This window comes from Salinifilum aidingensis, from assembly GCF_054782015.1.
On the sequence record NZ_BAAGTH010000001.1, the window covers coordinates 435,551 to 461,939 of the forward strand.

20 protein-coding genes, 1 tRNA gene and 1 pseudogene are annotated in these 26,389 nt (G+C 70.4%); 13 read left to right on the forward strand and 9 right to left on the reverse strand.

What is annotated here, in order from left to right; all coding sequences use genetic code 11:
- Window positions 1-246 precede the first annotated feature (246 nt).
- Together ACYVJE_RS02070 and ACYVJE_RS02075 are read left to right on the forward strand one after the other, a co-directional pair.
- On the forward strand, window positions 247-1,554 hold the full coding sequence (locus ACYVJE_RS02070) for a hypothetical protein (RefSeq protein ID WP_461143001.1): 1,308 nt from the start codon (window positions 247-249) through the stop codon (window positions 1,552-1,554).
- A 611-nt stretch (window positions 1,555-2,165) separates the two neighbouring features.
- A pseudogene (locus tag ACYVJE_RS02075) lies at window positions 2,166-2,972 on the forward strand (IS5 family transposase).
- Between the two features lie 295 nt (window positions 2,973-3,267).
- Here the strand turns inward: ACYVJE_RS02075 and ACYVJE_RS02080 are convergent.
- Both ACYVJE_RS02080 and ACYVJE_RS02085 read right to left on the reverse strand, forming a co-directional pair.
- Entirely contained in the window at window positions 3,268-3,924 is a 657-nt protein-coding gene (locus ACYVJE_RS02080) for a LysE family translocator (RefSeq protein WP_461143002.1), read from the reverse strand.
- Between the two features lie 739 nt (window positions 3,925-4,663).
- Window positions 4,664-4,736, reverse strand: a tRNA-Arg gene (locus ACYVJE_RS02085).
- Between the two features lie 540 nt (window positions 4,737-5,276).
- Between ACYVJE_RS02085 and ACYVJE_RS02090 the strand changes: the two genes are divergently transcribed.
- The 3 genes from ACYVJE_RS02090 to ACYVJE_RS02100 all read left to right on the forward strand — a co-directional run bounded on the left by ACYVJE_RS02090 (window position 5,277) and on the right by ACYVJE_RS02100 (window position 8,535).
- A complete protein-coding gene (locus ACYVJE_RS02090) occupies window positions 5,277-5,864 on the forward strand; it encodes a hypothetical protein (RefSeq protein ID WP_459158220.1) in 588 nt (195 codons plus the stop codon).
- A gap of 98 nt (window positions 5,865-5,962) precedes the next feature.
- The gene (locus ACYVJE_RS02095; protein WP_461143003.1) at window positions 5,963-7,768 is read left to right on the forward strand and encodes an ABC transporter ATP-binding protein; all 1,806 of its coding nucleotides are present in this window, start codon (window positions 5,963-5,965) and stop codon (window positions 7,766-7,768) included.
- Window positions 7,769-7,770: 2 nt separating this feature from the next.
- Window positions 7,771-8,535: an energy-coupling factor transporter transmembrane component T family protein gene (locus ACYVJE_RS02100; protein ID WP_459158218.1), complete on the forward strand. Its 765-nt coding sequence runs from the start codon at window positions 7,771-7,773 to the stop codon at window positions 8,533-8,535.
- Between the two features lie 156 nt (window positions 8,536-8,691).
- Here ACYVJE_RS02100 and ACYVJE_RS02105 read toward each other — a convergent pair whose 3' ends face one another.
- Window positions 8,692-10,089 (reverse strand): LCP family protein, encoded by a 1,398-nt coding sequence (locus tag ACYVJE_RS02105; protein WP_461143004.1) that lies wholly within the window; start codon window positions 10,087-10,089, stop codon window positions 8,692-8,694.
- A 744-nt stretch (window positions 10,090-10,833) separates the two neighbouring features.
- Window positions 10,834-11,196, reverse strand: a complete 363-nt coding sequence (locus tag ACYVJE_RS02110; protein WP_461143005.1) for a hypothetical protein — start codon at window positions 11,194-11,196, stop codon at window positions 10,834-10,836.
- Window positions 11,197-11,465: 269 nt separating this feature from the next.
- Here ACYVJE_RS02110 and ACYVJE_RS02115 point away from each other — a divergent pair, with 269 nt between their 5' ends.
- Window positions 11,466-12,470, forward strand: a complete 1,005-nt coding sequence (locus ACYVJE_RS02115; RefSeq protein WP_461143006.1) for an alpha/beta fold hydrolase — start codon at window positions 11,466-11,468, stop codon at window positions 12,468-12,470.
- A 1-nt stretch (window position 12,471) separates the two neighbouring features.
- Window positions 12,472-13,683: an MFS transporter gene (locus tag ACYVJE_RS02120; protein WP_461143007.1), complete on the forward strand. Its 1,212-nt coding sequence runs from the start codon at window positions 12,472-12,474 to the stop codon at window positions 13,681-13,683.
- Here ACYVJE_RS02120 and ACYVJE_RS02125 read toward each other — a convergent pair.
- Window positions 13,673-14,269 carry a MarR family winged helix-turn-helix transcriptional regulator gene (locus ACYVJE_RS02125; protein ID WP_461143008.1) on the reverse strand — a complete coding sequence of 199 codons (597 nt, stop codon included), beginning with the start codon at window positions 14,267-14,269 and terminating at the stop codon, window positions 13,673-13,675. The genes ACYVJE_RS02120 and ACYVJE_RS02125 overlap by 11 nt on opposite strands.
- Before the next feature lie 206 nt (window positions 14,270-14,475).
- Between ACYVJE_RS02125 and ACYVJE_RS02130 the strand changes: the two genes are divergently transcribed.
- Both ACYVJE_RS02130 and ACYVJE_RS02135 read left to right on the forward strand, forming a co-directional pair.
- On the forward strand, window positions 14,476-16,179 hold the full coding sequence (locus ACYVJE_RS02130; RefSeq protein WP_461143009.1) for an FUSC family protein: 1,704 nt from the start codon (window positions 14,476-14,478) through the stop codon (window positions 16,177-16,179).
- Between the two features lie 112 nt (window positions 16,180-16,291).
- Window positions 16,292-17,470: a macrolide family glycosyltransferase gene (locus ACYVJE_RS02135; RefSeq protein WP_461143010.1), complete on the forward strand. Its 1,179-nt coding sequence runs from the start codon at window positions 16,292-16,294 to the stop codon at window positions 17,468-17,470.
- Window positions 17,471-17,571: 101 nt separating this feature from the next.
- Here ACYVJE_RS02135 and ACYVJE_RS02140 read toward each other — a convergent pair whose 3' ends face one another.
- The 4 genes from ACYVJE_RS02140 to ACYVJE_RS02155 all read right to left on the reverse strand — a co-directional run bounded on the left by ACYVJE_RS02140 (window position 17,572) and on the right by ACYVJE_RS02155 (window position 22,788).
- The gene (locus tag ACYVJE_RS02140) at window positions 17,572-19,077 is read right to left on the reverse strand and encodes a hypothetical protein (RefSeq protein WP_461143011.1); all 1,506 of its coding nucleotides are present in this window, start codon (window positions 19,075-19,077) and stop codon (window positions 17,572-17,574) included.
- Complete coding sequence (locus tag ACYVJE_RS02145; RefSeq protein ID WP_461143012.1) at window positions 19,071-21,236, reverse strand: hypothetical protein; 2,166 nt, start codon at window positions 21,234-21,236, stop codon at window positions 19,071-19,073. Before ACYVJE_RS02145 ends, ACYVJE_RS02140 begins: the two co-directional genes overlap by 7 nt.
- A 5-nt stretch (window positions 21,237-21,241) precedes the next feature.
- Window positions 21,242-22,084 carry a hypothetical protein gene (locus tag ACYVJE_RS02150; protein ID WP_461143013.1) on the reverse strand — a complete coding sequence of 281 codons (843 nt, stop codon included), beginning with the start codon at window positions 22,082-22,084 and terminating at the stop codon, window positions 21,242-21,244.
- A 101-nt stretch (window positions 22,085-22,185) separates the two neighbouring features.
- Window positions 22,186-22,788, reverse strand: a complete 603-nt coding sequence (locus tag ACYVJE_RS02155; protein WP_461143014.1) for a Crp/Fnr family transcriptional regulator — start codon at window positions 22,786-22,788, stop codon at window positions 22,186-22,188.
- 213 nt (window positions 22,789-23,001) lie between these two features.
- On the opposite strand from ACYVJE_RS02155, the gene ACYVJE_RS02160 reads away from it, so the two are divergent.
- The 4 genes from ACYVJE_RS02160 (at window position 23,002) to ACYVJE_RS02175 (ending at window position 26,322) form a co-directional block, all read left to right on the forward strand.
- Window positions 23,002-23,490: a Pycsar system effector family protein gene (locus ACYVJE_RS02160; protein ID WP_461143015.1), complete on the forward strand. Its 489-nt coding sequence runs from the start codon at window positions 23,002-23,004 to the stop codon at window positions 23,488-23,490.
- Window positions 23,491-23,619: 129 nt separating this feature from the next.
- The gene (locus ACYVJE_RS02165) at window positions 23,620-23,886 is read left to right on the forward strand and encodes a hypothetical protein (protein WP_459158210.1); all 267 of its coding nucleotides are present in this window, start codon (window positions 23,620-23,622) and stop codon (window positions 23,884-23,886) included.
- 233 nt (window positions 23,887-24,119) lie between these two features.
- Entirely contained in the window at window positions 24,120-25,352 is a 1,233-nt protein-coding gene (gene nhaA / locus ACYVJE_RS02170) for a Na+/H+ antiporter NhaA (protein WP_461143016.1), read from the forward strand.
- A 229-nt stretch (window positions 25,353-25,581) separates the two neighbouring features.
- Window positions 25,582-26,322 carry a dienelactone hydrolase family protein gene (locus ACYVJE_RS02175; RefSeq protein WP_459158208.1) on the forward strand — a complete coding sequence of 247 codons (741 nt, stop codon included), beginning with the start codon at window positions 25,582-25,584 and terminating at the stop codon, window positions 26,320-26,322.
- Window positions 26,323-26,389 lie beyond the last annotated feature (67 nt).

Consider the following 26,389-nt stretch of genomic DNA (forward strand, 5'->3'; position numbering starts at 1 on the left):
CTCGAAAAGGATCAGCTCAGGTGACATCAGACACATTGATCACCATTAGCTGACTGCGCTAGCGTCGAGCATGCCACTGGGATTCCACACGGCTCCCAGGCGGAATTTCTGGGGTTCAACGTCGAACCGACACAGACGCTGCGGAACACATGCATGCTGCAGCGCGTTTCATTGCTCGTTGTTATTGACTTGACGACGCGAGTCCGCGGTCATTTTTCGTGACCATCTTCTCAATATGGGGTAATTGTGCTGTTCACGAACAGGGACGACATCGTAACCGGCCGCAAACCGTTCTGGCACCGTCGCGACACAGTGACAACCGAAGCAGAGATCGATCCCGAGTACGCTCGCTTGCGGGGGCATTTTCCCGGATCGTGGAAACACCTTCTCGAGGTGAAGGCACGGTTCGACGCTGTGTCGGCTCTCGACCTCGGTGGCGCGGTGGACGACCAGCGGTACCAAGCTTTGGCCAAGGAGCTTATGGCCGACGCTGCCACCTTTCTTAAGCTAGCTGCCGACGTCGAGCCCTCTTCAGCCCAGTTCGCGAGCCAGTGTCACGACCTCGCTGACTTGTTGAAAACGTACGCTACCACCGGTGAGTGGCCGGACTACGACCTGCACCGGGCCGTTCCCGGACAACCATGGCTCTTCTGTGGCCCGTTGAGCACATGGGACCCGCGCGATGTTCATGTTCCCCTCAGCTTTGTCGTGACAGTTCCCCACGCCGCCCAGCAGGCGTCGATCGATGCGGTCACTACTCAATGTGACGATCTGCGCCATCAGGCATCGGAGGTTCTAGGTAAAGACGTTGTGTCCATTCACGACACTCCCGAGATGGTTGCGACCGACCTGTTGCTCTCGGGAGGAGAGGGAGCTGGTGGGCACAAGAATTTCGCGCACTTCTTCCCCCTGGAAGCTCCGCACGCCCGCCCACTGCGCCCTGACTTCACTGTCGTGTTTGTCAACATCCACCGCCAGCGTCTGCAAGAATGCTCGCTGCCGCTGCACTCGGCAGTGCTCGGCGAGCCGATCGAAATGGACATCGATCGGCTCACAGCCGCTTCCCTTATGTGGTTCCGTAGCCACGACCTCGCACACTTCTGGCGAGCCACGGGATACTCAGACAGGAAGCAGGGCGACGTCCTCGACGACTTTGAGAAGATGACACTCGAGGAGACGTTCGCCGACATGGTGGGCTTCCTGTCCGCTTCGGTTGTTGCTGACCACGAAGCCCTCAGTAAAGTTTTCACCGCGGAGCTGCTCCGTTACCTGTCGCGAGAACCAAGCCACTTCGCCGACAGTCTCGCGGCCTCGCTCGAGGCGGGCTGGCTGCGTCGCAGTGGAATCCATTACCCGAGTGGGTCCGCCGATGTCGCGTCGATCGCGAAGAGCTTCCGGGAGCTAATTCCCGTGCTTCACGAGTCTCTGTGGTCTGACAACGCCATCTCGACGCAACCGATCGTGGACGCTATCAATGAGGGCCGGAAGATCGCCCAAGGCTGGCAGGCGGAGTTCTCGAAGTATCCCACGGACCTCGACTACGTGTTTGGCTAGTGAGCCTGGTTCCCGAGCCCACAGATCAGCCCGGCCTTCGCGCTGACGATGTCTCGAACGGATGCTGCTGTACCGCCGCCGGCCCCGGATCAATTCCGGGTCCGGCGGCGATAGCGGGCGCAGCCCGTCCTCATCGGGGAGTGTCGATCTAACGGCTCTGGCCCACATTCGGTGGTGACGATGTGTGCCCGTTTCGATCAGTCGGGGTGCGTTGTGCCAGGGCGGGGACTGTCCGATGACTGGTTCTGTCCAAGGTTGCGTGATGAGCGGGCCGGTCGGGATCAGTCCATGAGGAGGATTCTCTTGCGCAGCAAGGGAAAGCTGGCTTTGCCGCAGGTTTGGCGTTTCAGCATTTTGATCTTGTTGACGACGCCTTCGGTGGGCCGTTGCTGTAGGGCAGAATGAGCCCGGCAGCGGCGGCGTCGTAGTCCTTGGTGAGTCCGTGCTACCGCGTAACGCCGGAGAAGACCGCAGTTCAGTCAATGCAGTGTGACTCGTGCCCCCGGCGAAGTCCAAGGCGACCAGTCAATCTTCCTACTGCGAGAACTGCTGATCATATCCGCACTTAGGCCCTGTCTCACGTGGTTGCTTCGGGGGCATGATCATGGCCGATGGATGACCGGTTGTCGCGAAGGTTGGTGCCGGATGAGCTGTGGGAGTTGGTGCAGCCGCTGATTCCGCAGTTCCAGGTACGTCCGCAGGGTGGTGGCACGGCGCCGGCTGATGATCGGTCTGTTCACTGCGATCGTGGATCTGTGCTCACCAGCGGCTGCTCCTGGCGGGACTTACCGCCCTCGTTTGGGGTCACGGTGCCCACGGCGCATCGTCGGTTTCAGCAGTGGACCGAAGCCGGGCTCTGGCGCAAGCTGCACCAGGCCGTGTTGGACGAACTCGGTGCTCAGGGCGGGATCGAGTGGGCTCGCGCGGTGGCCGACGCAGCGACCGTTCGCGCGAAAAAGGGGGATCGATGACCGGGCCCAGCCCGGTCGACCGGGGCAAGGCCGGATCGAAGATCCACCTGCTTCCGACCACAACGGCCTCCCGCTGGCGGTAGCGGTCTCCGCGGCGAACACCCACGACAGCCACGGTCTGAAACCTCTGGTCAAGGCCATCCCGCGGGTGCGCTCCCGCCGGGGCCACGGCGGAGTCAGCCTGCCAAGCTGCACGCCGACAAAGGCTACGACTACGACGAGCTGCGCCGATGGCTACGGCAGCAAGGAATGACGCCACGCATCGCCCGCAAGGGCATCGAATCCACCCAGAAACTCGGCCGCCACCGGTGGGTCATCGAGCGCAGCCTGGCCTGGCTGTTTGGCTATCGACGCCTGGCCCAGCGCTACGAACGTTACGGGCACCTCTTCAGTGCCTTCCTCGTCCTCGCAGCCGCCCTGACCTGCTACAAGAAACTCCCCACGTGAGACACGGCCTTGACCTCGGCCGCCGCGATCTCGAATGACGGGAATCCGTGAAGCTCCCGCGCTAGACCGCGAAAATATTCAGAGGCCACCGCGACGCTGCACGTCAGTCCTTGAGATTCATCGGCAAGCGTAGCGACCGCACCGTACCTCCAACAAACAGGCAGGTCGCTCCTATACGCAGGTTGTTCGCATAATTTGGCAGTTGGCATGCTTCCCTCCATCGCTTGGTTGTGCGCAGGGGTGCGCAGTAATGAATGAACACGAGATCCAGATTTGGACGGCGAGTCAGCAAACGTCAGCTTCTGGCCGCACTCTCCAACGCGACGCGGATTCCGAGAAGCACCATCACCACGCCGGTCATGGCTTCCAGCGACCGTCTCACCCGATCACGAGCAAGTGCCTTTCCCAACGCTCCCGCGAGCCAGGACGTGACGCGCCACCAGACCAAAGCCACGGACACGAAGACCAGGGTCAGGACAACCGACGTGAGGGCTCTCGGCTCGCCGGGCTCGATGAACTGCGGCAGCAGCGTCAGGAACAGAAGGGCGATCTTGGGGTTGAGCAGGTCGCTGATGAATCCCTGCCGGAAGGCGGTTCGCCGATCGATGCCCGTCGTCTCGCCCGGCGCTGCCACGAGCGCCGTGGCATCGTGCCCTCGGTGGCGATCACGCCAGGTCTTCCACAACGTGCTCGCACCGAGCCAGAAGAGGTAGACGGCCCCCGCGATCTTGACCGCCGCGTAGGCCGATGCTGAGGCGGCCAAGACCGCCGACAGGCCGACTACCGAAGCCGCAGCATGGACGAAAATCCCGCTGCACACCCCCAGCCCGGTCCACCACATCGCAGCACTTCCGCCGCGAATACTGTTGCGCAGCCCCAACGCGGTGTCCGGGCCGGGCACCACGGTCAGAACAATCACGACGACGAGAAAAGGAACGAGCTGTCCCGGCACAGTCCACCCCACAAGCCCAAATCATGAGACCACGAACCCACCACGGACGCGAGACACGGGTTGCACGCCGAACACCCAGGAAACCCCCAGTTATAAATTCCTCATCAATCCATGTGGGACCATAGCGCCACGAAACACGTCAATGCACGTCCGGCATTCCGCTTTCACCCGAAAATCGCACTCGACCAGTGCTCCTCACCACCAATTGACTCGCGTTGCGACAAACTTCTTCGGATTCGGCGCATCCCCCGCAGGTCGCGACCACTCGAATTGCCAAAATTCAGACTTTCAGCGTAAACCTGACAAACAGGTGGGCTGTCCTCATATCGATCAGCGCCTGCACGAGATCGCGATCTCCACCGCTGCTACGCCGAGACGGAAACACCCTGGGGCTCCCCCACCGTGACGGGCACGCTGCGCGACCCGGACAACATGCGCGACTTCCTCCGCGAAGCGGTCAAGGGCACCCGGTGGGAAGGCTGCACCCGCATGCCTTCCGCCACCTGGTCGCCACCGAACTCGACCGGGCCGGCGCCTGTCTGCTCGCGAAATCGCCGACTACCTCGGCCACGAGCGCGTGAGCATGGCCAGGACGTGTACATGAACCGCAAGACCGCGGGCAGCTCCGCGGCTACCGCCCTCGACGGCCTCGCGCGCAGGCTCGGAGAGCAAAAGTAGGGGTAAAGTAGGGGCTGATCTTGGTGGAGATCAGCCCCTAAGCCTGTGACCTGGATTGAAGCGCCCCCGGCAGGATTCGAACCTGCGACACCCACTTTAGGAGAGTGGTGCTCTATCCCCTGAGCTACGGAGGCCCGCCCACCGGTCCCCGGTGGGCCGGTTACAGGGTACCTGGTGGGGAGATCGCCACCGCGATCCGGCCGGTGGCCTTCCACGGCCCACCGGAGCCGCACCACCGGAGCAGCTCACCGGGAGCCCCCACGGAGCAGGCCCACCGCAGCCGGCCCACCGGGAGCATCCCACCGAACAGGCTCACCGCAGCGCCCCCGGAGCGCCCCAGGAGCGACCAACCGGCCACGCCGCCGGGGTTTACAGGCGGAAGCATTTCCTCCATTCTCCACCACGCGCATCCCGGTGATGACCGCGGCGACCCCCGAGTCGCCGCCCCTCGAGCCCCGGCTCGCTGATCACGCACCGCGACTCCCCGACCCGCGTGCGTTCGTTGTTCCGGTCTTCCTCGCACCACGGCCCGAACGCAGTTCGCGATTCACCCGTGGTTCACGCGCAATGTTTCCCATGCGGGGCGCCCCTCGAACGGGGGACAAAAGCAGCGCTGGACGCCCCGCACCGACACCAGGGCCTGCAAACGCCCTGGTCTGGAGAAACGAGATCGAATGACCTCGCAGAACAACGCAACGACAGTGCGCCCGGCGGGAGACGGGAACACGACGCCGAAGACCATGGTGGTCGCCGCCCTGGTCGCGGTGCTGTTCTTCTTCGGGCTGATGATCTTCGAGCGCATCCCGGAGATCCCGGTCGACATCGACTTCAAGCCGTTCTTCATCCCGTTCCTCTTCCTCGCCCTGCTGCCGCGCGGACTGCCCACGTTCGCCATCCCGATCGGCGCGGCCGTCGGCGAAGCCATCGGCGACATCCTCGAGGGCTACGAGGTGGACGACCCGTTCGGCTTCGCCGGCTACTTCGTCGGCTTCGCCGTGGCCGGCTACCTGATGAGCGGCAAGCAGCTGAACTGGCTGCGCATCAGCACCGCCTGCCTCGTGGGTTCGCTGGTGCAGGCAGTGATCGAGGGCTCGGCCTTCCTGGTCTTCGGCGAGGAGGGCGTCGGTGTGACCGTCTACAGCGCCCTGGGCAACACCGTCACGCACGGCATCGTCCTCGGCGCGCTGGTCACGGTCCCGCTCGCCTACGCGCTGCACGGGCGCATCGAGCGGCTCCTCGGGTTCACGCCCTCGCGGAAGTGACCGCTCGCCGAGCGCACGAGCACCCGCCTTCCGAGCTCCGCGGGCCGAGCGGTGACCGCCCGGCCCGCGGAGCGTTCCAGCTGAGCAGAGGAGACCGATTGATCCGCACCCGCAGCCTCGACCTCACCTACCCGGACCAGGAACGGGCCGCTTTCCACGGCGTCGACCTCGAGCTGCGCCCCGGCACCGTCCTCGGGGTCGTCGGACCGATGGGCGCCGGGAAGACGTCGCTGTGCACGACGCTGGCCGGGTTGGCGCCCCGCAGCACCGGCGGCGCGTCCGCGGGCTCCCTGGACGTGGCCGGCCTCGACCCGCGGGAGTCCCCGATCACCGAGGTCGCGCAGCGGGTGAGCCTCGTGTTCGAGGACTACGCCTCCCAGCTCACCCAGATCACCGTGCTCGCCGAGGTGATGGCTCCGCTGATCAACCACGGCACCCCGGTGGAGCAGGCCCGGCAGCGCGCCCGCCAGCTGCTCGACGAGCTCGGGCTCGGGGCCGTCGACGCCGAGCACAAGCGCACCTGGGAGCTCTCCGGCGGGCAGCAGCAGCGCGTGGCGATCGCCGCGGCGCTGGCCAGCGAACCGCAGGTGCTCGTGCTCGACAACGTCACCGGCCTGCTCGACCCCTCCGGCAAGGAGGAGATCCGCCGGCTCGCCCTCGAGCTCTCCGGGACGATGACGCTGGTCGTCGTCGAGGACGACGTGGACCTGCTGGTCGGGATGGCCGACGAGCTGCTGGTCCTGCGCGACGGCGCCGTGCGGGCGCAGGGTGCCGCCGCCGACCTGCTCCGCGACGCGGACCTGCTCACCGGCGCCCAGGTGGAACCGCCCACCGTCGTCCGGATCGCCCGCGCCGCCGGGCTTTCCGGCGCCGTGCTCACACCGGAGGAGCTGGCCACCGCGGGCCGCGCGCTCGACGACGAGCCGGTGGCCGGGGGAGGACCGGCTCCGGACGACCGCTCCCCGCTCGCCGGTGTCCCCGCACCCCAGGAAGCGCCGGCCGCCGCGGTCGGCACCGCCGCCCCGGAGGGGCCTTCCACGACCGCCTCCGAGCGGGCCGTCGAGGTGCGCGGTGCCGAGTACCGCTACCGCGACGGCACGGCCGCGGTGCGGGACGTTTCCCTGCACGTCGCACCCGGCCAGGTGCACGCCGTCGTCGGCGGCAACGGCGCCGGCAAGTCCACCCTCATGCGGATGCTGTGCGGGCTGCTGCGCCCGAGCTCCGGCGACGTGCTCGTCGGCGGCCGCAACACCCGGGAGCACGACGCCGCCGAGCTGGCGAGCACGGTCGGCACGGTGCTGCAGAACCCCGACGAGCAGATCACCGAGCGCACGGTGCGCGGGGAGATCTCCCACGCGCTGCGACGGCGCAGCGTGCGCCGGCGCGGCTGGTTCCGCCGCGAAGTCGTGCTCGGCGAGGAGCAGATCGCCGAGTCGGTCCAGCGGGCGCGGGAACTGGCCGGCGTGCCCGAGGAGCTGCTGGAGTCCGATCCGACCCAGCTCTCCCGCGGGCTCCGCAAGCTCGTCGCGATCGCCGGGGCGCTCGCCCTCGACCCCGCGGTGCTCGTGCTCGACGAGCCGCGGGTATCGCTGGACGCGCCCGCCCGGGCGACGCTGCGCCACCTGCTGCACCGGCTCCGCGACCGCGGCACGGCCGTCGTGATGGTCGAGCACGACCTCGACCTCGTCGCCGAGACCGCGGACACGGTCACGCTGCTCGAGCAGGGCCGCTCGGTCGCCGACGGCACCGTCCGCGAGGTGTTCGGCGCCGGCGGCGCCGAGGTGCTGACCCGCACGTCCCTGCTGCCCCCGCGAGCGGCCCGGGTCGCCTCCCACCTGGGTGTCGAGGCCTACTCGGTGGCCGAGCTCGCCGCCCGGCTCTCCCCGATCCCCCAGGAAGTCTGAGCATGCGCGTCCCCCTGCTGCACACCGACAAGGACACCGTCCTGCACCGCCGCGATCCGCGCATCAAGCTGGTGCTGTTCGCGCTGGTGATCGCCTTCCTCTACACCGCTCCCAGCTGGCCCTGGATGCTCGGCGCCACCGTCGTCGGGCTCGCGCTGAGCATCACCGCGCGCGTTCCCCCGGTCGCGCTGCTGGTCCTGTGGCTGCTGCAGCTGCCCAACTTCATCGGGCTGGTGGTCGTCCCGCTGTGGCGCGACCTCTCCGCGGGGGAGTTCGCGCCGTTCGACGGCGACATGGACTTCGGCCTGCGGCTCGGTTTCGCGTGGTCGGCAGCGCTGTTCCTGAGCCTGGCGCTGCTGTCGACGATGTCGCCGGACAAGCTCACCGACGGCATGCGGGGGCTGCGGATCCCCGAGCCGCTGTGCTTCCTCGTCGGTTACGCGTTCCTGCTCATGTACGCGAGCCTGGCCGACATCTTCCGCACCGTCGACGCGATGAAGATCAAGGGCATCGAGCTGAGCGTCCGCCGCCCGCTGCGCAGCTTCGGCAACGCGGGCAAGCTGTTCGTCCCGGCGATCATCATCATGGCGCGGCGCGCCAGCACGATGATGTCCACGCTGCAGCTGCGCGGTTTCTCCTTCTCGCAGCGGCGCCCCGCGACGACGCTCGGGGCCGTCGGAGCCGCCGACGTGGCGCTGCTCGGGGCGGGGCTGGCGCTGTTCGCCACCGTCGCCGCGGTCCGGTTCACCCCGCTGCTCGGCGCCTGACCCGGGGTCGGCGGGAACCCGCGGGCAGACGCGGGCGGGCCGCTGCGCAGGTCGGGGGTCTGCGCAGCGGCCCGTTCCTCGGTGCCGCCCGGCCGCCGGGTGGTGGAGCTCGGTCGCGGCGGCACCGCTCCCGCGGTGGCCCTCACCCGCACCCGTTCAGCAGGCGGGGGCCACGGTGGGGTTCTGCGGGGCGGTGGCCTCCGGGGCCTCACCGGCTTCCGAGCTGTCGATCGTCTCCTGGGCGATCGAGCGGACCCGGTCGAAGTCCGGGTTGCTCGGTTCGATCAGCGGCGGCACGAACTGGGTGCTGCCGGCCGGTTCGATCTTCTCCGCCAGCTCGGCCAGGTCCCGGAGCATGTCCGCGGGGATGTCGGTGCGGAGGTTGTCCTTCGCCGCCGCGGCCATCTTGTGGTAGTGGTTCAGCACCGTCATCGGGTCGGCCTGGTCGGCGAGCGTGGAGATCATGCACCGCTGCCGCTCCATCCGGTCGTAGTCGCTGGAAGCGGTGCGCGAGCGCGCGTACCAGAGCGCCTGCGCGCCGTCGAGGTGCTGCTGCCCGGGGCTGAAGTACTCCCCGGTATCGCCCATCGGCATGCGCTGCCGGATGTTGACGTCGACGCCGCCGAGCGCGTCCACGAGGCTGCGGAAGCCCTGCAGGTCGACCTTCGCGTAGTGGTGCACGGGCATTCCGAGGGTTTCGGAGATGGTGCCCTTGAGCAGCTCCGCACCCGGGTTCTCGGCGCCGGGCGCGAGTTCCGGGTGGAACTCCGCGCCTTCGCGGTAGACGGCGTTGAGCAGCCCCGGATAGCCCTCGGGGTAGCGCTGCCGGGCCGGGCCTTCCGGCATGGGCGCGTTCTGCAGGTTGCGCGGCAGGCTCAGCAGCACGGTCCGGCCGGTTTCCTGGTCCACGCTGGCCAGGACCATCGTGTCCACCCGCGTGCCCGCGCGCCCCTCGCCCGCGTCGCTGCCGAGCAGCAGCACGTTGAGCCGGTCGGCTCCGGGCAGCGGTGTCGCCGGTTCCTCGGGACCCGCCGCGGCCGCGGCGGAGGACTGCCCACCGGGGCCGCCCGCGAACACGGTGGTGACCAGGTCGTACTGGGAGTAGGCGTAGTGCGCCACGAGCGTCGGGGGCAGCGCCACGGCGGCGCACAGGCCGAGCACGGCGACCCGGGCGGTGCGGGCCCGCTGCGGGGGCAGGGACCGCGGCCGCACCGCGTTGTACGAGGTGAGCACGAGGGCGACCCACACGGGGATGGCCACGAGTGCTGCCGCGGCGATGAGCAGCAGCACCCCGGGACGCACCGCCGCGTCCAGCACGTGCTCGCGGCCCAGGTTGACCGCGGCGAAAGCCGCGGCGCACCAGGCCAGCAGACCGAAGGAGGCCAGAAGCGCCGCTGTGCGCCGGTAGCCGGCGTGCCAGTGGGCAACGCCCGGGGTGAGCACCGACAGCAGGGTCAGCCACAGCGCGCGCCGTCGTGATGTGTCCGCAGTGGACCGTCGGGGAGGTTCGGGGGAACGCTCAGCAGGAGCGGGGTTGGTCGTGCCTTGCGCCATGCGAACGAGACTGATCCTCGTCATCACTGCGCGCATTTCCAGACCGGGCTTGATCACTCGATCTGACTATCTGTATTTTTCTTGATCACTTTTCTTGATCAACAGTACGGATCGGCCCAGGGATCCAGCCGCAAACTTTCACCCTTCTGATTTACTGCATCCCGCTGGCTCGACCCCGGTTCGCCACCTATCGTTCGCCGCGCCCCCTCGGAAGCGACGCGCACTCCCGGGAAAACTGCCCGGGGGCGCCAGCCCGGCCGACCGCGCGCGAGCGCCCGCGAACCACGTGAATCAAACTCGAATTCCTCGCGCGGGCGCCGCCGCGATCCGGCCGGAAAACCGGGAAAATCCGTTGCGAGCGCAAGAAATGCGCCGAATTCCGCGAAAAATCACGCGCCGCGCCGGGTGTCGCGTGGCGAACGCTCCGCACTCGTCGTATCGTCACCGACGTCCCTGCTGAACGATTCGAGGAGTCGCAGTGGAATTATTATTACGGTGACCACGCGCGGTAACCCGCAGCAGCCGAAGTGGAGGACGGCCACCGCGCCGACCTCCACTTCGGACTTTCGCGCGCCCGTCGGCTTTCGCGCGACCGCGCGGAAGCGGAGCGCAAGCTCAAGCGAAAACTCCTCGGTGCCAGGAACTTCGGCCCCCGCTGCGGGCCCCTTCGACGTCCCCGCCCCCGCAGCGGTCACCGGCCCCGAGTCGCCGCACCGGGCAGTTCGGGAAGAGCGCTACCAGCGCTCACGATCCGCCGCGACGGCGCTGGACCCACGTCACCGTGCCGCTGATGACCAGCATCGCGGCACCGCCGCCCGCCGCGACCGCCGCCACCGAAATCCGCTCCGCGGCGACGTCCTGCTCGCCCCGGTCCTCGTCCCGGCGCTCCTGCTCCGGTTCCGCGGGCGCGGGCACCGCGGCGGGGACCGCCGGCGTGGCACCGCCCACCGCGGAAACACCCGCCCGCCCCGCGGAGTGCGCGGACACGTCCGCACCGGAGGCGGTCGCACCGGCCGGGAGGAGCGCCAGCACCGCACCGGTGGCACCCGCAGCGATCCGGTGCGACGAGCTCCGGGTCCGGCGCTCCTGCCGGGCAGTCGAATTCACCGTCATCCTCCCCGCGTCCGGTGGGGGCCTCGCTGCTCCAGGACCGTACTGAGAGCACCGCGCCACCGCCGCGCCGACTCACGAGCGCGGGCGACGAAAGCGGAAGTGAACCACCCGAGTCAGCGACCCGCCGGCGGTGTGCGCATCAGCGCTGGACGCGCACCGCGGACCGCCGAGACATCGAGCCGCACTGCGCACGTGCGACTGCATTGACACCGTGTCTAATATGACGTGACTCGTGTCCCGCGGGAGTGCGAAGGGCGGCGGCGATGACGACACGCAGTGTCACCGCGAACAACACGGCGAACGCGACCAGCGCAGTCACCGCGAGCGAGACGGTCACCACGAGCGACGGTGTGCGCCTGCAGGTGTACGAGCGCGGCGACCCCGCGCACCCGGTGGTGCTCGCCGTGCACGGGTACCCGGACGACCACGCCGTCTGGGACGGGGTGCTCGACGTGCTGGCCGACTCCCACCGCGTCGTGAGCTACGACGTGCGCGGAGCCGGCGACTCCGACCCCGCGGCCCCCCGGGACGGCTACGCGCTCGACCGGCTCGAGCGGGACGTGGCGGCCGTGGCCGACGCGGTCAGTCCCCACCGCCCCGTCCACCTGCTGGGGCACGACTGGGGATCCATCCAGGCGTGGCACGCCGTGACCGGCCGTCGGATGCGCGGGCGCATCGCCTCGTTCACCTCGGTCTCCGGGCCGTGCCTGGACCACGCGGCGCACTGGTTCCGCGCCCGGCTCCGCCGTCCCGCGCCGCGGCACCTCCGCGAACTCGCGCGGCAACTGCTCCGCTCGACCTACCTCGGCTTCTTCCAGCTGCCGCTCCTGCCGGAACTGGCCTGGCGCACGCGCGTGCTGCCGCGGGTGATCCGCCTGCTCGAACCCGCGCCCGGCGAGCAGGAGGGAACCACCGGCGGTTCCGGGATGCGACCGCGAACCCGCGACGGGGTGCGCGGGCTCGAGCTGTACCGGGCGAACGTGCGGCGGCGGCTGACCGGGCCGCAGGACCGGCCCACCGACGTCCCGACGCAGGTGATCGCCCCGACGGGCGACCCGTTCGTCACGGTCGCCCTGCAGACCGACATCGCGCGCTGGGCACCGCGCGCGTGGGTGCGGCACGTGCCGGGAGGGCACTGGCTGCCCCGCACCCGGCCGGCGCTGGTGGCCAGCTGCGCCCGGCAGCTCATCGAGCGCGTCGAAACGGGTGCCCGCGGCGCGTGGACGCCGCTCGGTGGAACCGTCCACTCCCGGTGCGAGGTGCGGTGACGTGCGGGAGGAAACGATGGTGACGCGGCTGCTGACCTGGCCGAGCGTGCTGTGCTGGGTCACGGTCATGCTGGAGGGCTACGACCTGGTCGTGCTCGGGGCGATCATCCCCGTGCTGCTCGACAGCGGGTACCTGGGTTTCACACCGGCCTCGGCCACGGCGGTGGCCACGCTGTCGCTGGTGGGCGTGGCCATCGGCGCGGCGAGCGTCGGTCCGCTGGCCGACCGGTTCGGCCGCAGACCCGTGCTCATGGGTTCGGTCGTGCTGTTCTCCGTGCTGACCCTGGTGCTGCCGCTGGCGCCGAGCGTGGCGGTGTTCGCCGCGCTGCGCCTGCTCGCCGGCATCGGGCTGGGCGCGTGCATGCCGGCGGCGCTGACGATCATGTCCGAGTACTTGCCGGCGGCGCAGCGGGCGCGGGCCAACACGATCACGATGACCGGGTACCACGCGGGCGCGGTGCTCACATCGCTGCTGGCGCTGCTCGCGGGCGAGAACTGGTCGGTGCTGTTCTACGCGCTCGGTCTCGCCGGCCTGGGCGTGGTGGTGCTCATGTGGTTCCTCCTGCCCGAGTCGGAGGTGTTCACCGCCGTGCACGCGGACAGCGCGCGCGTCGGCTTCCGCGATCTGCTGAACCCCCGCCTGCTGCGCGCGGGCATCGGCGTGTGGGTCGGGTCGTTCATGGGTCTGCTGCTGGTGTACGGGCTGAACACGTGGCTGCCGGAGCTGATGCGCACCGCCGGCTACAACGTGTCCACGTCGGTGGGGCAGCTGCTGGTGCTCAACGTCGGTGCCGTGGTCGGGCTCGTGTTCGCGGGCTTCGTGGCCGACCGGCGCGGCATCAAGCCGACGATCCTGGTGTGGTTCGCGATCAGCGCCGTGCTGCTGGCGCTGCTGAGCATCCGGATGGAGAGCGCGGTGCTGCTGCACGTCGCGGTCTTCGTGACCGGGGTGTTCGTGTTCTCCGCGCAGGTGCTCGTCTTCGCCTACGTCGCCCAGTTCTACCCCGACCGCCTGCGCGGCACGGCGCTGGGCTTCACCTCGGGCATCGGGCGGTTCGGTGCGATCACGGGGCCGTTCGTGACGGGGGCGCTGGTCACCGCGGGGATCGCCTACCCGTACGGGTTCTACTTCTTCGCCGCGATCGCGGTGTGCGGCGTGCTGGCGGTGTCGTTCGTGCCGCGGCGGTCCGAGGAGTCCGCGGTCACCGGCTGACCGCTCCGCCGGGGTCGGCGGGTGGTGCGCCGTCCGCTCCGGCGCCCTCCTCGGTGCGGCGTTGCAGCTGCGCGGTCAGCGCGGCCGTGGCGCTCGGGTCCTCGATGGCGCTGAGCAGTTGCGCGAGGCCGTCGCCGACCGCGTTCCGCGTGTCCGGGTCGAGGTGCTCGACCAGGTGCCGCTCCGCCTCGAGGTTGCGGGACATGACGCGGTCGATGAGCTCGCGTCCGTGCTCGGTCAGCGCGATCTGCGCGCTGCGGCGGTCGCGCGCGTCCACCATGCGCTCGAGCAGGCCGCGTTCGACGAGCTGCTGCAGCCGCTTCGTGGTCGCGGCGGCCGAGGACGTGGTCTGCTTCGTCAGCTCCCCGGGAGTGATCGGCCCCGGGCTTCGGCGCAGCGCGCTGAGCAGGTCGAACTCAGCGCGGTTGAGCCCGTCGCCGGAGATGGCGGCGTCGAGCTGGTTGCGCAGGACCGTCGCCGCCCGCAGGATCCGCCCGACGAGGTCGATGCTCGTGGTGTCGAGATCGGGCCGCACCTGGGCCCACTGGGCGCGCACCACGTCGACGAAGTCGCGTCGCTGGTCCACCCGGCCTCCTAACGATGCAGGAACCGCCGGGCGGACCCGGCGGGAGTCCCCGCTCCTCGCGGGCGAGGAGAAGTCGACCGCTCAGTGTGGCACAGCACGCGCTCCCGCCCGCCGCGCAGGAGCGTGCCGTGCGCTGCGACGAGATACCGACCACACCATTTTGAACATAAGTGTTTTACTAGTGAAATATATGTAGCCTGGTGCTCGTGCCCCGAACAGTGCTGCTCCGCGACGTCCGGCAGACCTTCCGGCTCGCTCCGGCCGAGGCGACGACCTGGCCCGCCGTCCGCGCGGGACTGGCGGTCCTGCTGCCGCTGCTGGTCCTGCTCGCCACCGACCGCCTCGACCTCATGGCCGGTTCGCTGTTCGGCAGCTTCGTCACCCTCCACGGCCGCGACGAGCCGTACCCGCGGCGGGCGCGCACGCTCGCCTGCGTCGGGCTGGGCCTCGTCGCCTCCGTCGCCATCGGCGGCCTCGTCTCCGCCGCGATCGCCGACCCGGTCTGGCGCGAAGCCGTCTCGGCCGTCGCGCTGGCAGCCGTCGCCGCCGCGGCCACCGCGGCGAGCAACGCCGTGCGCCTGGGCCCGCCCGGCGGGCTCATCTTCTCGTTCGCCGTGGGGGCCTGCGCCCACCTGCCGCTGACCTGGCCCGCGTTCGGGCAGCTCGTCGCCGTGTCGCTGGGCAGCGCGGTCCTCGGCTGGTCGCTCTGCCTCAGCGGAGCGCTCGTCGACCCCTTCGCCCCGCTCCGCCGCGCCGCCGGCCGAACCGCCCGGCAGGTCGCCGCCCACGTCGACAACGGCGACGAGCGCGGTTGGCAGAGCGCGGCGGTCGCCGTCCGGGACGCCTGGCACGCGCTCTCGGACAGCACGCGGGCGCAGCGCAGCCACCCGACCTTCGCGCGGCTGACCCGCGCCGTCGCGGCCTGCGAAGCCGCGCTCACCGTGCCCGCCCCGAACCCGGAGGTGGCGCAGCGGCTGCGCGAGCTGGGGCGTTCGCCGGGCCGCCGCGGCGACACCGGGCCCGTCGGCGCCGGGATCGTCGGCACCTCCGGGACCGGCGACACCGCTGCCGTCGACGCTGCCGGGACCCGCGCCTCCGCGGCGCGCCTCCCGCGCCGGCGCGTGCTGCGCGGTGCCGCGGCCGCCGTGCGCGGGGGACGCCACCACGAGTGGGGCTGGGTGCTCGCCTCGGGCGCCCGCGTCGGCGTCGCCTCGCTCCTCGCCGCCGGGCTGGCCAACCTCCTCGGCACCGGGCACGCCTACTGGGCCGCCGTCTCCGCCGTCGCCGTGCTGCAGGTGACCTCGGCCGCGCGCTCGCTGCCGCGGCTGCTGCAGCGCAGCACGGGCACGGTGCTCGGCGTGCTCATCGGCGCCTGCGTGCTGCACCTCGACCCCGCCGCCTGGGTCGGCGTGGTGCTCGTGGCCGCGTTCCAGTGGGCCGCCGAGATGGTCGTCCTCCGCAACTACTGGATGGGGGTGCTGTTCGCGACCCCGGTGGCGCTGCTGGCCGGCACGCTGCCCCTGCCGCAGGCGGCGGACGGCGTGGCGGCGAGCCGCCTGCTGGCCACGGTGCTCGGCGCGCTGGTGGCGATCGTCGTCGCCCGCGCGCTGCCGAACCGCACCGCGGCGGCCGCCCGCTTCGAGCGCGCCCTGCACCGGCTGCGGCGGCTGCTCGAAGACCCCGCGCCCGACCTCGGCCGGATCACCGTCGCGCTCGCGGAGCTGCGCGACGCGCACGAGGCGCTCACGGGCGAGAGCGCGCGCACCCGCGAGCACGAGGAGCTGCTGTCCAGCGCGCTCCGGCAGGCCTCCCGGCGCCTCGACCCGGGCCTCGCCGAACGGCACCTCCCGCAGCCGCCGCGGTCCGGGGGAACCGCCGAAGCGGGCAACCGGCGGGTGCGCCCCGCGTGATCCCGATCATGCGGGGCGCGGACGACGGGCGGGATCCCGCCCGGGCGGACCTACGGTGGAGCGGCCGGGAGGGACCTCCGCCCGCCACAGACGTTCCCGTTCCGAGGAAGCCATGCACATTGCCGTGACCTCCGTGCCCGCCGCCGGGCACGTGAACCCCACGCTGCCGGTGGTCCGCGAGTTGACCCGCCGCGGGCACACCGTGACCTACGCGACGCACGAGCACCACCGCTCCGAGGTCGAAGCCGCCGGTGCCGAGCTGCTGAGCCTGCCCGGGCAGATGCCGCGCCCGAACCCGGAGGATCCGGACGCGGCCGCGCAGCAGCTCGGCGAGACCCTGCGCGCCGACTTCGCCGCCCTGCGCGAGGCCTTCACCCGCGACCCCCCGCAGGCGATCTGCTACGACATGATGACCGCGGCCGGCTGGATGGCCAGCGCGGCGCTCGGCATCCCCGGGGTGTCCCTCGTGCCCACGCACGCGAGCAACGAGCACTTCTCCCTGCACCGGGACGTGCTGCAGGCGGCGACGACGACGGCGATGCCGCCGGGGCACCTCGAGATGTTCGACCGGGCGAAGCAGGTGCTCGCCGAGATCGGCGCGGAGACCGGTGTGGACACCTCGGGCATCTTCGAGGGCGAGCCGTCACCGCTGAACATCGTGTTCCTCCCGCGCGAGTTCCAGTACTCCGGCGAGACCTTCGACGAGCGGTTCCGCTTCGTCGGCCCGTCGGTGGACCTGCGCACCGGCGAGGACTGGAGCCCGGCGCGCCCTGGCGGACCGGTGCTGTTCATCTCGCTGGGCACGGCGTTCAACGACCGCCCGGAGTTCTTCCGCGCGTGCCTGGAGGCGTTCGGCGGCAGCGGCTGGCAGGTCGCGCTGGCCCTGGGCGAGCGCGTGGACCCGTCCGACATCGGCGACGTCCCGGACAACATCGAGCTGCGCACGTACTTCCCGCAGCCCGCGGTGCTGCGGCACGCCGACGTGTTCCTCTCGCACGCGGGGATGAACTCCACGATGGAGGCGATCCACTTCGGCGTTCCCCTCGTGGCCGCGCCGCAGATGCCCGAGCAGGAGGCGAACGCGCGGCAGGTCGACGCGCTCGGGCTGGGGCGCCACCTCGCGGAGTTCACCGCCGAGAGCCTGCGCCGGTCCGTCGACGAGGTGCACGCCGACACCGCTGTGCGGGCGAACATCGCGCGCATGGGCGAACTCCTGCGCGGGTGCGGCGGTGCGGTCGAGGCCGCCGATGCGCTGGAGGGCCATCTGGCCGCCGTGCGCGGCGCGGCCTGAACCCCGCCCCTGGCGGCACCGCGGGCAGGTGGCGCGGCGCGAACGGGCGGAAGGGCGAGGACGGGCGGCGCGGCGGGGCCAGCCGCGCCGTCCGTTGTGGGCTAGTGCTCTGGGTGCCCGTTGTACCTCCACTGCGGGGTTCCACCCGGCTGTTCGGCCGAGCGCTCCACGCGCTCCTCGTCCGCCTCCGACTCGCCGCCGTTCATCGCAGCAGGCCCGTCCGCGGCGGCCTCCGAAGGGGAGGCAACGCCGTTGCGACCTGGTTCGCCCGTCGATTCCACGGCTCCGGCGGAATCCTCCGGCCCCCTCGGCTCTTCCGCGGAACCGGACTCGGCGCCTGCGGATTCATCCGCGCCCGCCGCTACCATCGCCTCCCCGGCTTCGTGCGCCTGCTCTTCGTCACCGCGCTCCTGCGGAGCGTCCGCTTCCGCCGCAGGACCGGAGGGATGCGGGCGATCGAAGCGCTCGCGGACCTCGGCCGCCAGCCCCTCCTCGCCGTACTCCTCCAGCGCCTTGGCCAGGCGGGAGGCGAACAAGTCGCGTTCGGGGCCTTTCTCCTGCGCATCGAGCAACCCGAGGGTGTGCTCCCGAGGACCGAGAGCCGAGTCCTCCTCCGAGACCTCCGGCGGCGTCCACTGCTCCGGCAGCACGAAACCGGCAGCCCCGTTGCCGACCGGCTGGTGGACGAGGTCGAACATCTGCGGCTCGGACACGGACCATCCGTCACCGGCGACCGCACGGGAGTCCTGCTCCTTCTCGCTGCGGAACACCGCCGGTTCGGGAAGTTCGCGCACGGCCGCAGCACCGGCGAGGTACCGCAAGTTCGGGAGCTTGTCCACCGCATCGTCCACGCGTTCCTTCTCCTCCGTACGGGGACTCGCCAACCACCACACAAGAGCACTGCCGGGAGAGTCCAGCACCTCCTGCTCGAGGTATGAACGCACCGTGCGCTCGAAATCGCTCTTCTCGGACCACAGTTGCGCGTCCTTGCGGACCTGCTTGCGCTCGTCGATCCGCGAGCGGTCCCCATCGGACAATCCGACCGAGATGCGGTCCGCGTGGAACTCCATCCGACCCGTCTGATCGGTGCGCCGGGCTCCGAGCAGGCTCGCCAGCCGATGCTTGGCCCGTGTGCAGTCCTCCGGGAGGGTCAGTTCGAGCACCGGCCCCGCTTCGAGGAGGAGGCATTCCGCCGCCCACGCCCCGGGCTGCTGGTGCTCCAGCACCACCCCCTCCTGCACGGGTCGCCAGCGCACGACGCACGAGAGGTGGAGCCGGTAGTCGCTCTCCGCACTGCCGAAAGGCACCCCGTCCACCCGGTACTCCTGGAACGCAGGCGGTTGCGGCGGCGGAGGCGGTGCCTGCTGCTCCACTTCGACCGGTTGCGGCGATACCGGCTGCGGCTGCTGCGGCGGCCGACTAACCGGGCGACACAACTTCCACTCGTGCACCCCGTGCACCACCACCGACGGGCCGACGAGGCTGAGCAGAGCCAACAGCCCCCACAGCCAGTACGACCACCCGCCGAACAACCCGAGCACGACCCACACCGCGGCCGCGATCACCGACACCGCGCGGATCATCGCCTTGTGCTGGTCACTCACCATCGGTTCTCCTCGCTGTCCCACTGAATCCCCGCTGCGCGGTCCACCCGATCGGCGACGATGCCGTAGACGGCGCGGCGATTCTCCGTTTCCTGCAACGCAGCCCAGTCCCGGGCACGCACGTAGAGCTGCGCCAGTCCAGTCCGCTCGGCGCCCGCGAGGGCGTCCACGAGCACTTCGATCAGCCGGCCCGCCGCTCGGGAATCACGCGATTCGCCCGCCACCGTGGCCGCCGTCTCGAACCAGTTCCGCAGATGTCCGCTCGCGAGTGCGCGGTCGTGCCGCCACGCGACCCGCATCCCCTCGACCAGGCACGTGCGCATGTGCTCGTCGTGCTGCAGCGCGCGCGTCGAACGACCGAGCTCCGGCAGCACCGCCTCGTCCACGACACGGAGGAACAGCCGCGCGTCCGAGCCCCGCCACCGCGTCTTCCGCGGATCGAGCCAGATCCGCGTGCGGGCGAGGAAACGGCGGCACAAGCGGCGGTCCCCGGCCAGCTCCACCATCGACAGGCACGCCGATTCGGCCACGTCGGAGTCCGACTGCCCCGCGAGCAACCGCAGTCGAGTGATCGCCGCGGTGGGCCTGTCGCCCACGATCACCCGGGCGCACACGTCCACCAGCACCCGCCCCAGTTCTCGGGACAGCGTGGAATCGCCCGCCCAGCGGTACAGCTGGCGCAGGATCTCCCCCGCGGCCTCCGGCGCGTCCGGCTGGCGCACCCCGTTGGCGAGGGCCGACCACGCCGACTGCGCCAGCTCCGGGCGGTTTCGCGCGCAAGCGCACCAGTACTGGGCCACCTCGCACACGTCCCGCGCACGGCCCACCCACACGGCCTGTTCGACGAACCCGGCCACCAGCCGTGCGCGGTCCTCGTCCTCGAATCCCCTGTCGGCGACGCAGTCCCGCACCCAGTCTCGCAGCGAGTCCCGCACCCCACCCGGATAGTTCGACCAGAAGTAGGTCCGCACAGCGGTGTCGTAGTCGAGCAGTGAGAACCGCACCCGCCTACCGGCGGCCACAGTCACGCCGATCTCGCCGAGATCGGTTACCACCCCCTGGTGCCAGAGCGGGTCGAGGGCGTCGGAATCGACGTGCAGTTGTTGTTGCAGGCGCACGGCGGCCAGGTAGACGGAGTCGACGTTCGCCTCCACCAGCATCGCCGCGCTGAACAGGAGTGCCCGCTGCCAGGGCCGGCTGTCACCGACCTGCTTCTGGACCTCCACCGCGTGCCGCGTGAGGGCCTGGTACCCCCGGCGGCACCACTCCTGCAGGGACAACTGGGGATCAGCGTCGCGCGCTCTGCGGACAAACCGCGCGAACAGGGCAACGCGGTCCATCGACCACGTGGCGAGATGCTCCCGCAGCTGCACCTCGCCGAACGGCACGGATCCCGCCCCGCTAGGGGGAGTGCGCACCTGCTGAAACTCGAGGTGCCGCTGGAGAACGCTCTCCGGCGAGGGGGCTCGCAGCTCGACCAGCAACTGGTTGAAGTCCCGGTCGAACTCCCCGTGCCTCTCGGGCAGGACGACCGCCAGGAACGCTCCCCGTTCGCGCGCCTTCCGGTGCAGCCCGTCGAGATCCGAGTGCACGACCCCGAGGGAGGCAGCGGACTCCACGGCGCTCAGGTTGATCAGGATGCGCGCCCCGTCGACGACCTCCTCCTCACCCGGGACCAGGGCTCTCCCGGCCGCGGAACCGCTCCTGTCGCCTCGGGAGTCGCTCTCGTTCTCCTCCCCACCGGAGTCGTTCTCGACGATCGGTGCGTTCGTGTCATCGACCTCGTCCAGCAGCCGCACCGCCGCGGCGCGCCGGCCACCGCCCTCCGGTCCGGTGAGCAGGACCATGTTGCGCCTCCGCAGCACGTGACGTGCTCGGGAGAACTCCGGGGGTTCGACGAACACCTCGCGCAGCTGCTCTGCCAGCGCCTCGGCAACAGACTTGAATCCCCCACCGGGCTCGCCGGGACGCTGATCGGTCTGCCAGTAGTGGTTCGTGGTCGAGAAGTCGTTGTGCACCGCGCCGCCGTCCCCGAACGCGGACCAGCCGATCTTTCCGATCCTGTCGAACCAGAAGTCCAGACGTGGCCCTACACCCTCCGACGGGCCCTCCGATACATCGTCGTGCAGCGCACCACGATCATTTAAGTCCTCAGTGGACATACTATTCACCGTTGGTCGGAGTTGTTGACGGTGGAGTTGTCGCCGAAGGCCGCACCATCGATGCTCCCAACATTGTTGAAACGAAAGCGGTTGTCGTTCCTACCGGAGCTCCCGGCGGAGTCCACCGCATCCGTTCCTCCGTCGGTCGCGTGCCGCGGGCCGGGACTACTCGCGGCGGGCTGCCCTCCCGATTCAGGTTGCGGCGATGCGAAGATCCCCTCGGTCAGCAGACTCCCGGACGGTTTCGGCACGCGCAGGTACGCGGTGCCCTGGTAGGTCTTCACCGTGACGTCCACCGGGACGTAGAGTTCGGGGTCTTCGGCCGAATAGCCTTCCAGCACGGCGTCCTCGTAGACGCGCTGCGACACGATCGCCGCGACGCACGTGGTTCCGCTGGAACGCTCGAGCAGGTCGCGCACCGGCTCGGAATCGAGCATGCGGTGGGCTTCGATCCGGCGTTCCCCGCTCCCGTCGGCGATGTCGTTGTTGCCCGAATCGGCCATCGGCCCCACGGTGACGCTCACCCGCATCCGCAGCGGCGCCGCCGGAGCCCGGTTGTTCATCTCGAGCTCGTCCTGCAGGGCCGACAGGAACGGGTTCAGCAGCACGGGCAGGTAGACCGGGTCCATGCCGAGGAAATAACCGTCCCCCGTCGACCCGTGAAAGCTCAGCCGCTCCCACAGCTCCTCCCAGCCGCACCGCTGCAGCGCGCTGCGCAGCACCACCGGGATCTGGTCGGTGATGGCGCCGTGGTCGCGCCCCCGTTGCCCGCTGAAGCTCTTGACGTCGACGACGAGCACCGCCCGGTACGGCGGCAGGTGGGTGACTTTGGAGCGATGCGAGTTCATGACATTTCCTTTCGCAATGAGAACAAGGACGTGCTCGAGGTTGTCGGAACAGCTGTGCGCGCACTGTCCGGTACCGGACAGTGCGCACGTGATCCACGGCACTAGCGCACGGCGACCCCGGCGCGCCCGGCGAGGGCGCGCTCGTCGGTGATGCCCAGGCGGGGGCCGGGCCCGAGCACGCCCTCAGCCCGCAGCACGCGGATCTGCTCGGCCACGGTGCTGCGCGCCAACCCCAGCGCCCGCGCCAGCGATTCCTGCGAGAACGGGATCCGGGTGCGGCCGGGCTCGGCCAGCGCGGCGACCTCCCACAGCAGGCGGCACACCCGCTGCTCCGCGGTGAAGTGCGCCTGCTGCACCTGGTAGGGCACGGTTTCGGAGAGCTTCGCGACGAGGTAGTCGTTCAGCTCCTCGTGGGCCGCCCACGAGGACAGGAAATCGTTGAACTCCGCTTCTCCGATGACGCGCACCCGGCACCGGTCCAGCGCGCACACCGTGGCCGTGCGGTGCGAACCGGCTTTCAGGGCCATCTCCCCCACGAGATCGCCCGCCGCGCGCAGGGAGAGGAGCACTTCGGAGCCGTCGGCCGCACCGGCGAACACACCGACGCGTCCGCTGAGCAGCGCGAGCACGAAACCACCGTGGTCACCCTGCCGCAGCAGGAAGGTGCCGGCGCGGTGCTCGCGCCCGACTCCCCGTTCGGTCAAGTCCGCCCACCGCCGCTGTCCGGCGAGAAGGCGGAAGCCTCGCTGCACAGTACTGGGTCGCCGCAACACTCATCCCTCACTACACCTCTCCGGACACCCCGCGAGCCCGTTCGATGATCATCTCCCTCGAAAAGAGCAGAGCGAACGTGCGTCAGCAGACTCTCACTCGAATGCCGTTGGCACGTCTGATCATCGTGTCGAAACTCGGAGAACATGACGCAGCACGAGGATTCCTGGAAAGCGCTTCTGCACACCTACGAACTCATCCGGTTCGCGGACACGAAAGCGGCAGTTCTGCTCGCCGCCAGCGGAACCCTTGGCGGGATCCTGCTGCACGGCATCCCCGACCTCACCGGCGCGGCGGATTCAGCGCAGATCGCCTTGCGCTGCGCGAGCCTGGGATTCGTCGTCTGCAGCACCCTGTTGACGCTGTGCGCGCTCGCACCGCGTCTGCGCCGCCGGCAGCAGCACTCACTGCTCTACTTCGGCACGATCGCCGACCGGTACCCCCGCGCGACCGGCTTCACCACCGCGCACGAAAGGCTGTTCCAACGGGACGACGACCTGCGCGAAGCGCTGGCTGAGCAGCTGTGGGTCAACAGCCACATCGCGCGTCGTAAATTCCGAACCGTCAGCTTCGCGATCTGGTTGTTCGGCGGCGCCGTGCTGATCGGTCTGGCCTCCGGCGCACTTCCCGGTTGAGAGGGCCCGCGGCCCCGCCGCACCGCTCGCCCGCGGGGACGGCGCAGGTGCTGCGTGCGGGCGCGGCGCACCGCGTTGCTAGAGTTCGACGAAATGTCCGAATCTTCGGCCGCGTGTTGAGGAGGGCGGATGCGTCCGATCGTCGCTGCAGCGGGCGGGCTCGTGCTCGGCTACCTCGCGGGGCTGGCCGCCCGGCGGAACCCGCGCACGACGTCCGCCTCCGGCCCGGTGTGCGGCTGCGGGCACTCCCTGGCCCTGCACGACCTCGACCGCGGCCTGTGCCACGGGAGCCACGACCGCGGACGGGTCGACGTGCCGTGCCCGTGCCACCGCTACCTCGGCCCGAAGCCGTGGGAGGAGTTCTACGAGCCGCGCAGCACCGCCCGGTCCGCATGACCGGAACACCCGCGCACCCCTGACCGCCCGCTGCGCTCCCCGGGCGGGGGCCGCGCGGCCGACCCCGGCGGGCTCCGATGACGCCCGCGCACCTCGCTGCGCGCGCAGCGTGAAGGGCGGATGATCCACGTCATAAGGCACTCGGCCCACCCCGGAGCGGTATGTACCGTAGCGCGAGGTGTGCCGGGAAGACTGGTCGGCGAGGACAGGACCCGAGCCCCCGGAGGCACCGAATGAGCGGAACCGGCACCGAGCAGAACAGCACGCCCGGCGGCGGCGCGTCACTCACCAGCGTGCTCCGCTCGGAACCCGTCGGCGGTGCGTTGCTGCTGCTGGCCGCCGTCGTCGCGATGGTCTGGGTCAACACGCCGTGGGGGGAGACCTACGAGGCCGTCAAGTCCTTCGTGCCGCTCCCGCAGGCCGAAGTCATCGGCCTGGACCTGGACATCGCGCACTGGACGGCCGACGGCCTGCTGGCGATCTTCTTCTTCGTCGTGGGGCTCGAGCTCAAACGCGAGTTCGTCTCCGGCGAGCTGCGCAACCCGCGGCGGGCCGCGCTGCCGATCGTCGCAGCCGTGTTCGGCATGGTCGTCCCCGCGCTGATCTACTTCACCATCACCGCCACCGGTGACCCCGCGGCAACGCGCGGCTGGGCGATCCCCACCGCCACCGACATCGCGTTCGCGGTGGGCGTGCTGGCCATCGTCGGCTCGCACCTGCCGGGCGCGCTGCGCACGTTCCTGCTGACCCTGGCGGTGGTGGACGACCTGCTGGCGATCACGGTCATCGCGCTGTTCTACACCGAGGACTTCAGCCCGCTGCTGCTGCTCGCCTCGCTGGCGCCGATCGCCCTGTTCTGCCTGCTGGCGCAGCTGCGCAAGACCTGGTGGTGGGCGCTGATCCCGCTGGCCGTCATCGCCTGGGTGCTCATGCACGAGTCCGGGGTGCACGCGACCATCGCCGGCGTGCTGCTCGGGTTCACCGTGCCCGCGCTGACCCGCGGCGACGAGGAGCACGACCTGGCCGAACGCTTCGAGCACACCTGGCGGCCGATCTCCTCGGGCATCGCGGTGCCGCTGTTCGCCCTGTTCGCGGCCGGCGTGTCGCTGGCGGGCGGCGGCCTGAGCGCGGCCCTGTCCGAGCCGGTCGGCATCGGCATCGCCACCGGTCTGGTCCTCGGCAAGGTCATCGGCATCGCGGGCTCGAGCTTCGTGCTGCACACGTTCACCAACGCCAAGCTCGACCCGAACCTGTCGTGGCCGGACGTGTTCGGCGTGTCCCTGCTCGCCGGCATCGGCTTCACCGTCTCGCTGCTCATCGGCGAGCTCGCCTTCAGCGCCGGTGACCCGCGCGGCGACTACGTGACGATCTCCGTGCTCGTCGCCTCGGTCACCGCCGCGGTGCTCGCCTCGATCGTGCTGACCATCCGCAGCCACGTGCACAAGAAGGCCAAGCAGACCGCCTGAACCGCGCGGTCGCCGAGCCGACCGCTCCCCGCCCCGCCGGGGCCTTCCCGGCGGGGCCCACCCGCCCGCCGCCGAGCCCGGGCGCACCCGCAGGTGCCACCTCCAGTCCCACGGCCACCGGAGCCCGCTCGCGGCAGGCCGCACGGCGCAGCCGCAGCGCACCGCGATGCGGAGGTGTGTCGATCGCACCGACCCGGGTACTCGCGGCGTGGCGGGAAGGGAGGACCACATGGCTCAACTCACGACGGAACCGGTGACCGTCAATCTCCACACCACGACCCTGGACGGCGATCTCGCCGTCCCGTCGACCGCTCGCTCGGTCGTGCTCTTCGCCCACGGTTCGGGCAGTTCCCGCCGCAGCCCGCGCAACCGGGCCGTGGCCGAGCACCTCCAGCACTCCGGATTCGGCACCATGCTGCTCGACCTGCTCGACGCGGAGGAGGCCCGCGAAGACCAACGAACCCAGCAACTGCGCTTCGACACCGAGCTGCTCGCCGACCGCCTCGTCCAGGCGATCGACGTGATGCGCGACTGGAGCTCCACCGCGGGCATGCCGGTGGGGCTGTTCGGCGCGAGCACCGGCGCCGCGGCCGCGCTCAAAGCCGCCGCCCTCCGACCCGACCGGGTCAAGGCGGTCGTCTCCCGCGGCGGGCGCCCCGACCTGGCCGGTGAGGCCATCCAGGACGTTCACTCCCCCTGCCTGCTCGTCGTCGGCAGCCTCGACAGGGAGGTGCTCAACCTCAACCGGCAGGCCGCCGAGTGGCTGCGCTCCCGCCGCCTCACCGACGTGCAGCTGAGCGTCGTCCCCGGCGCCGGACACCTGTTCGAGGAGGAGGGCGCGCTGGAGCAGGTGGGCGAGCTCGCCTCCGGGTGGTTCCGCGACCACCTGGGCGCGGGCGCACCCAACCCCGCGGGGACGTCCGGCGGGCACTTCAAACCGCCGGCACCGCGCCGCCGGCCACCGGTGTGACCGGCGTTCTCGTGCGCGCGGGGAACCCGGCAGCCGCTGCGGACGTGCCGCGGCGGCTGCGCGCGGA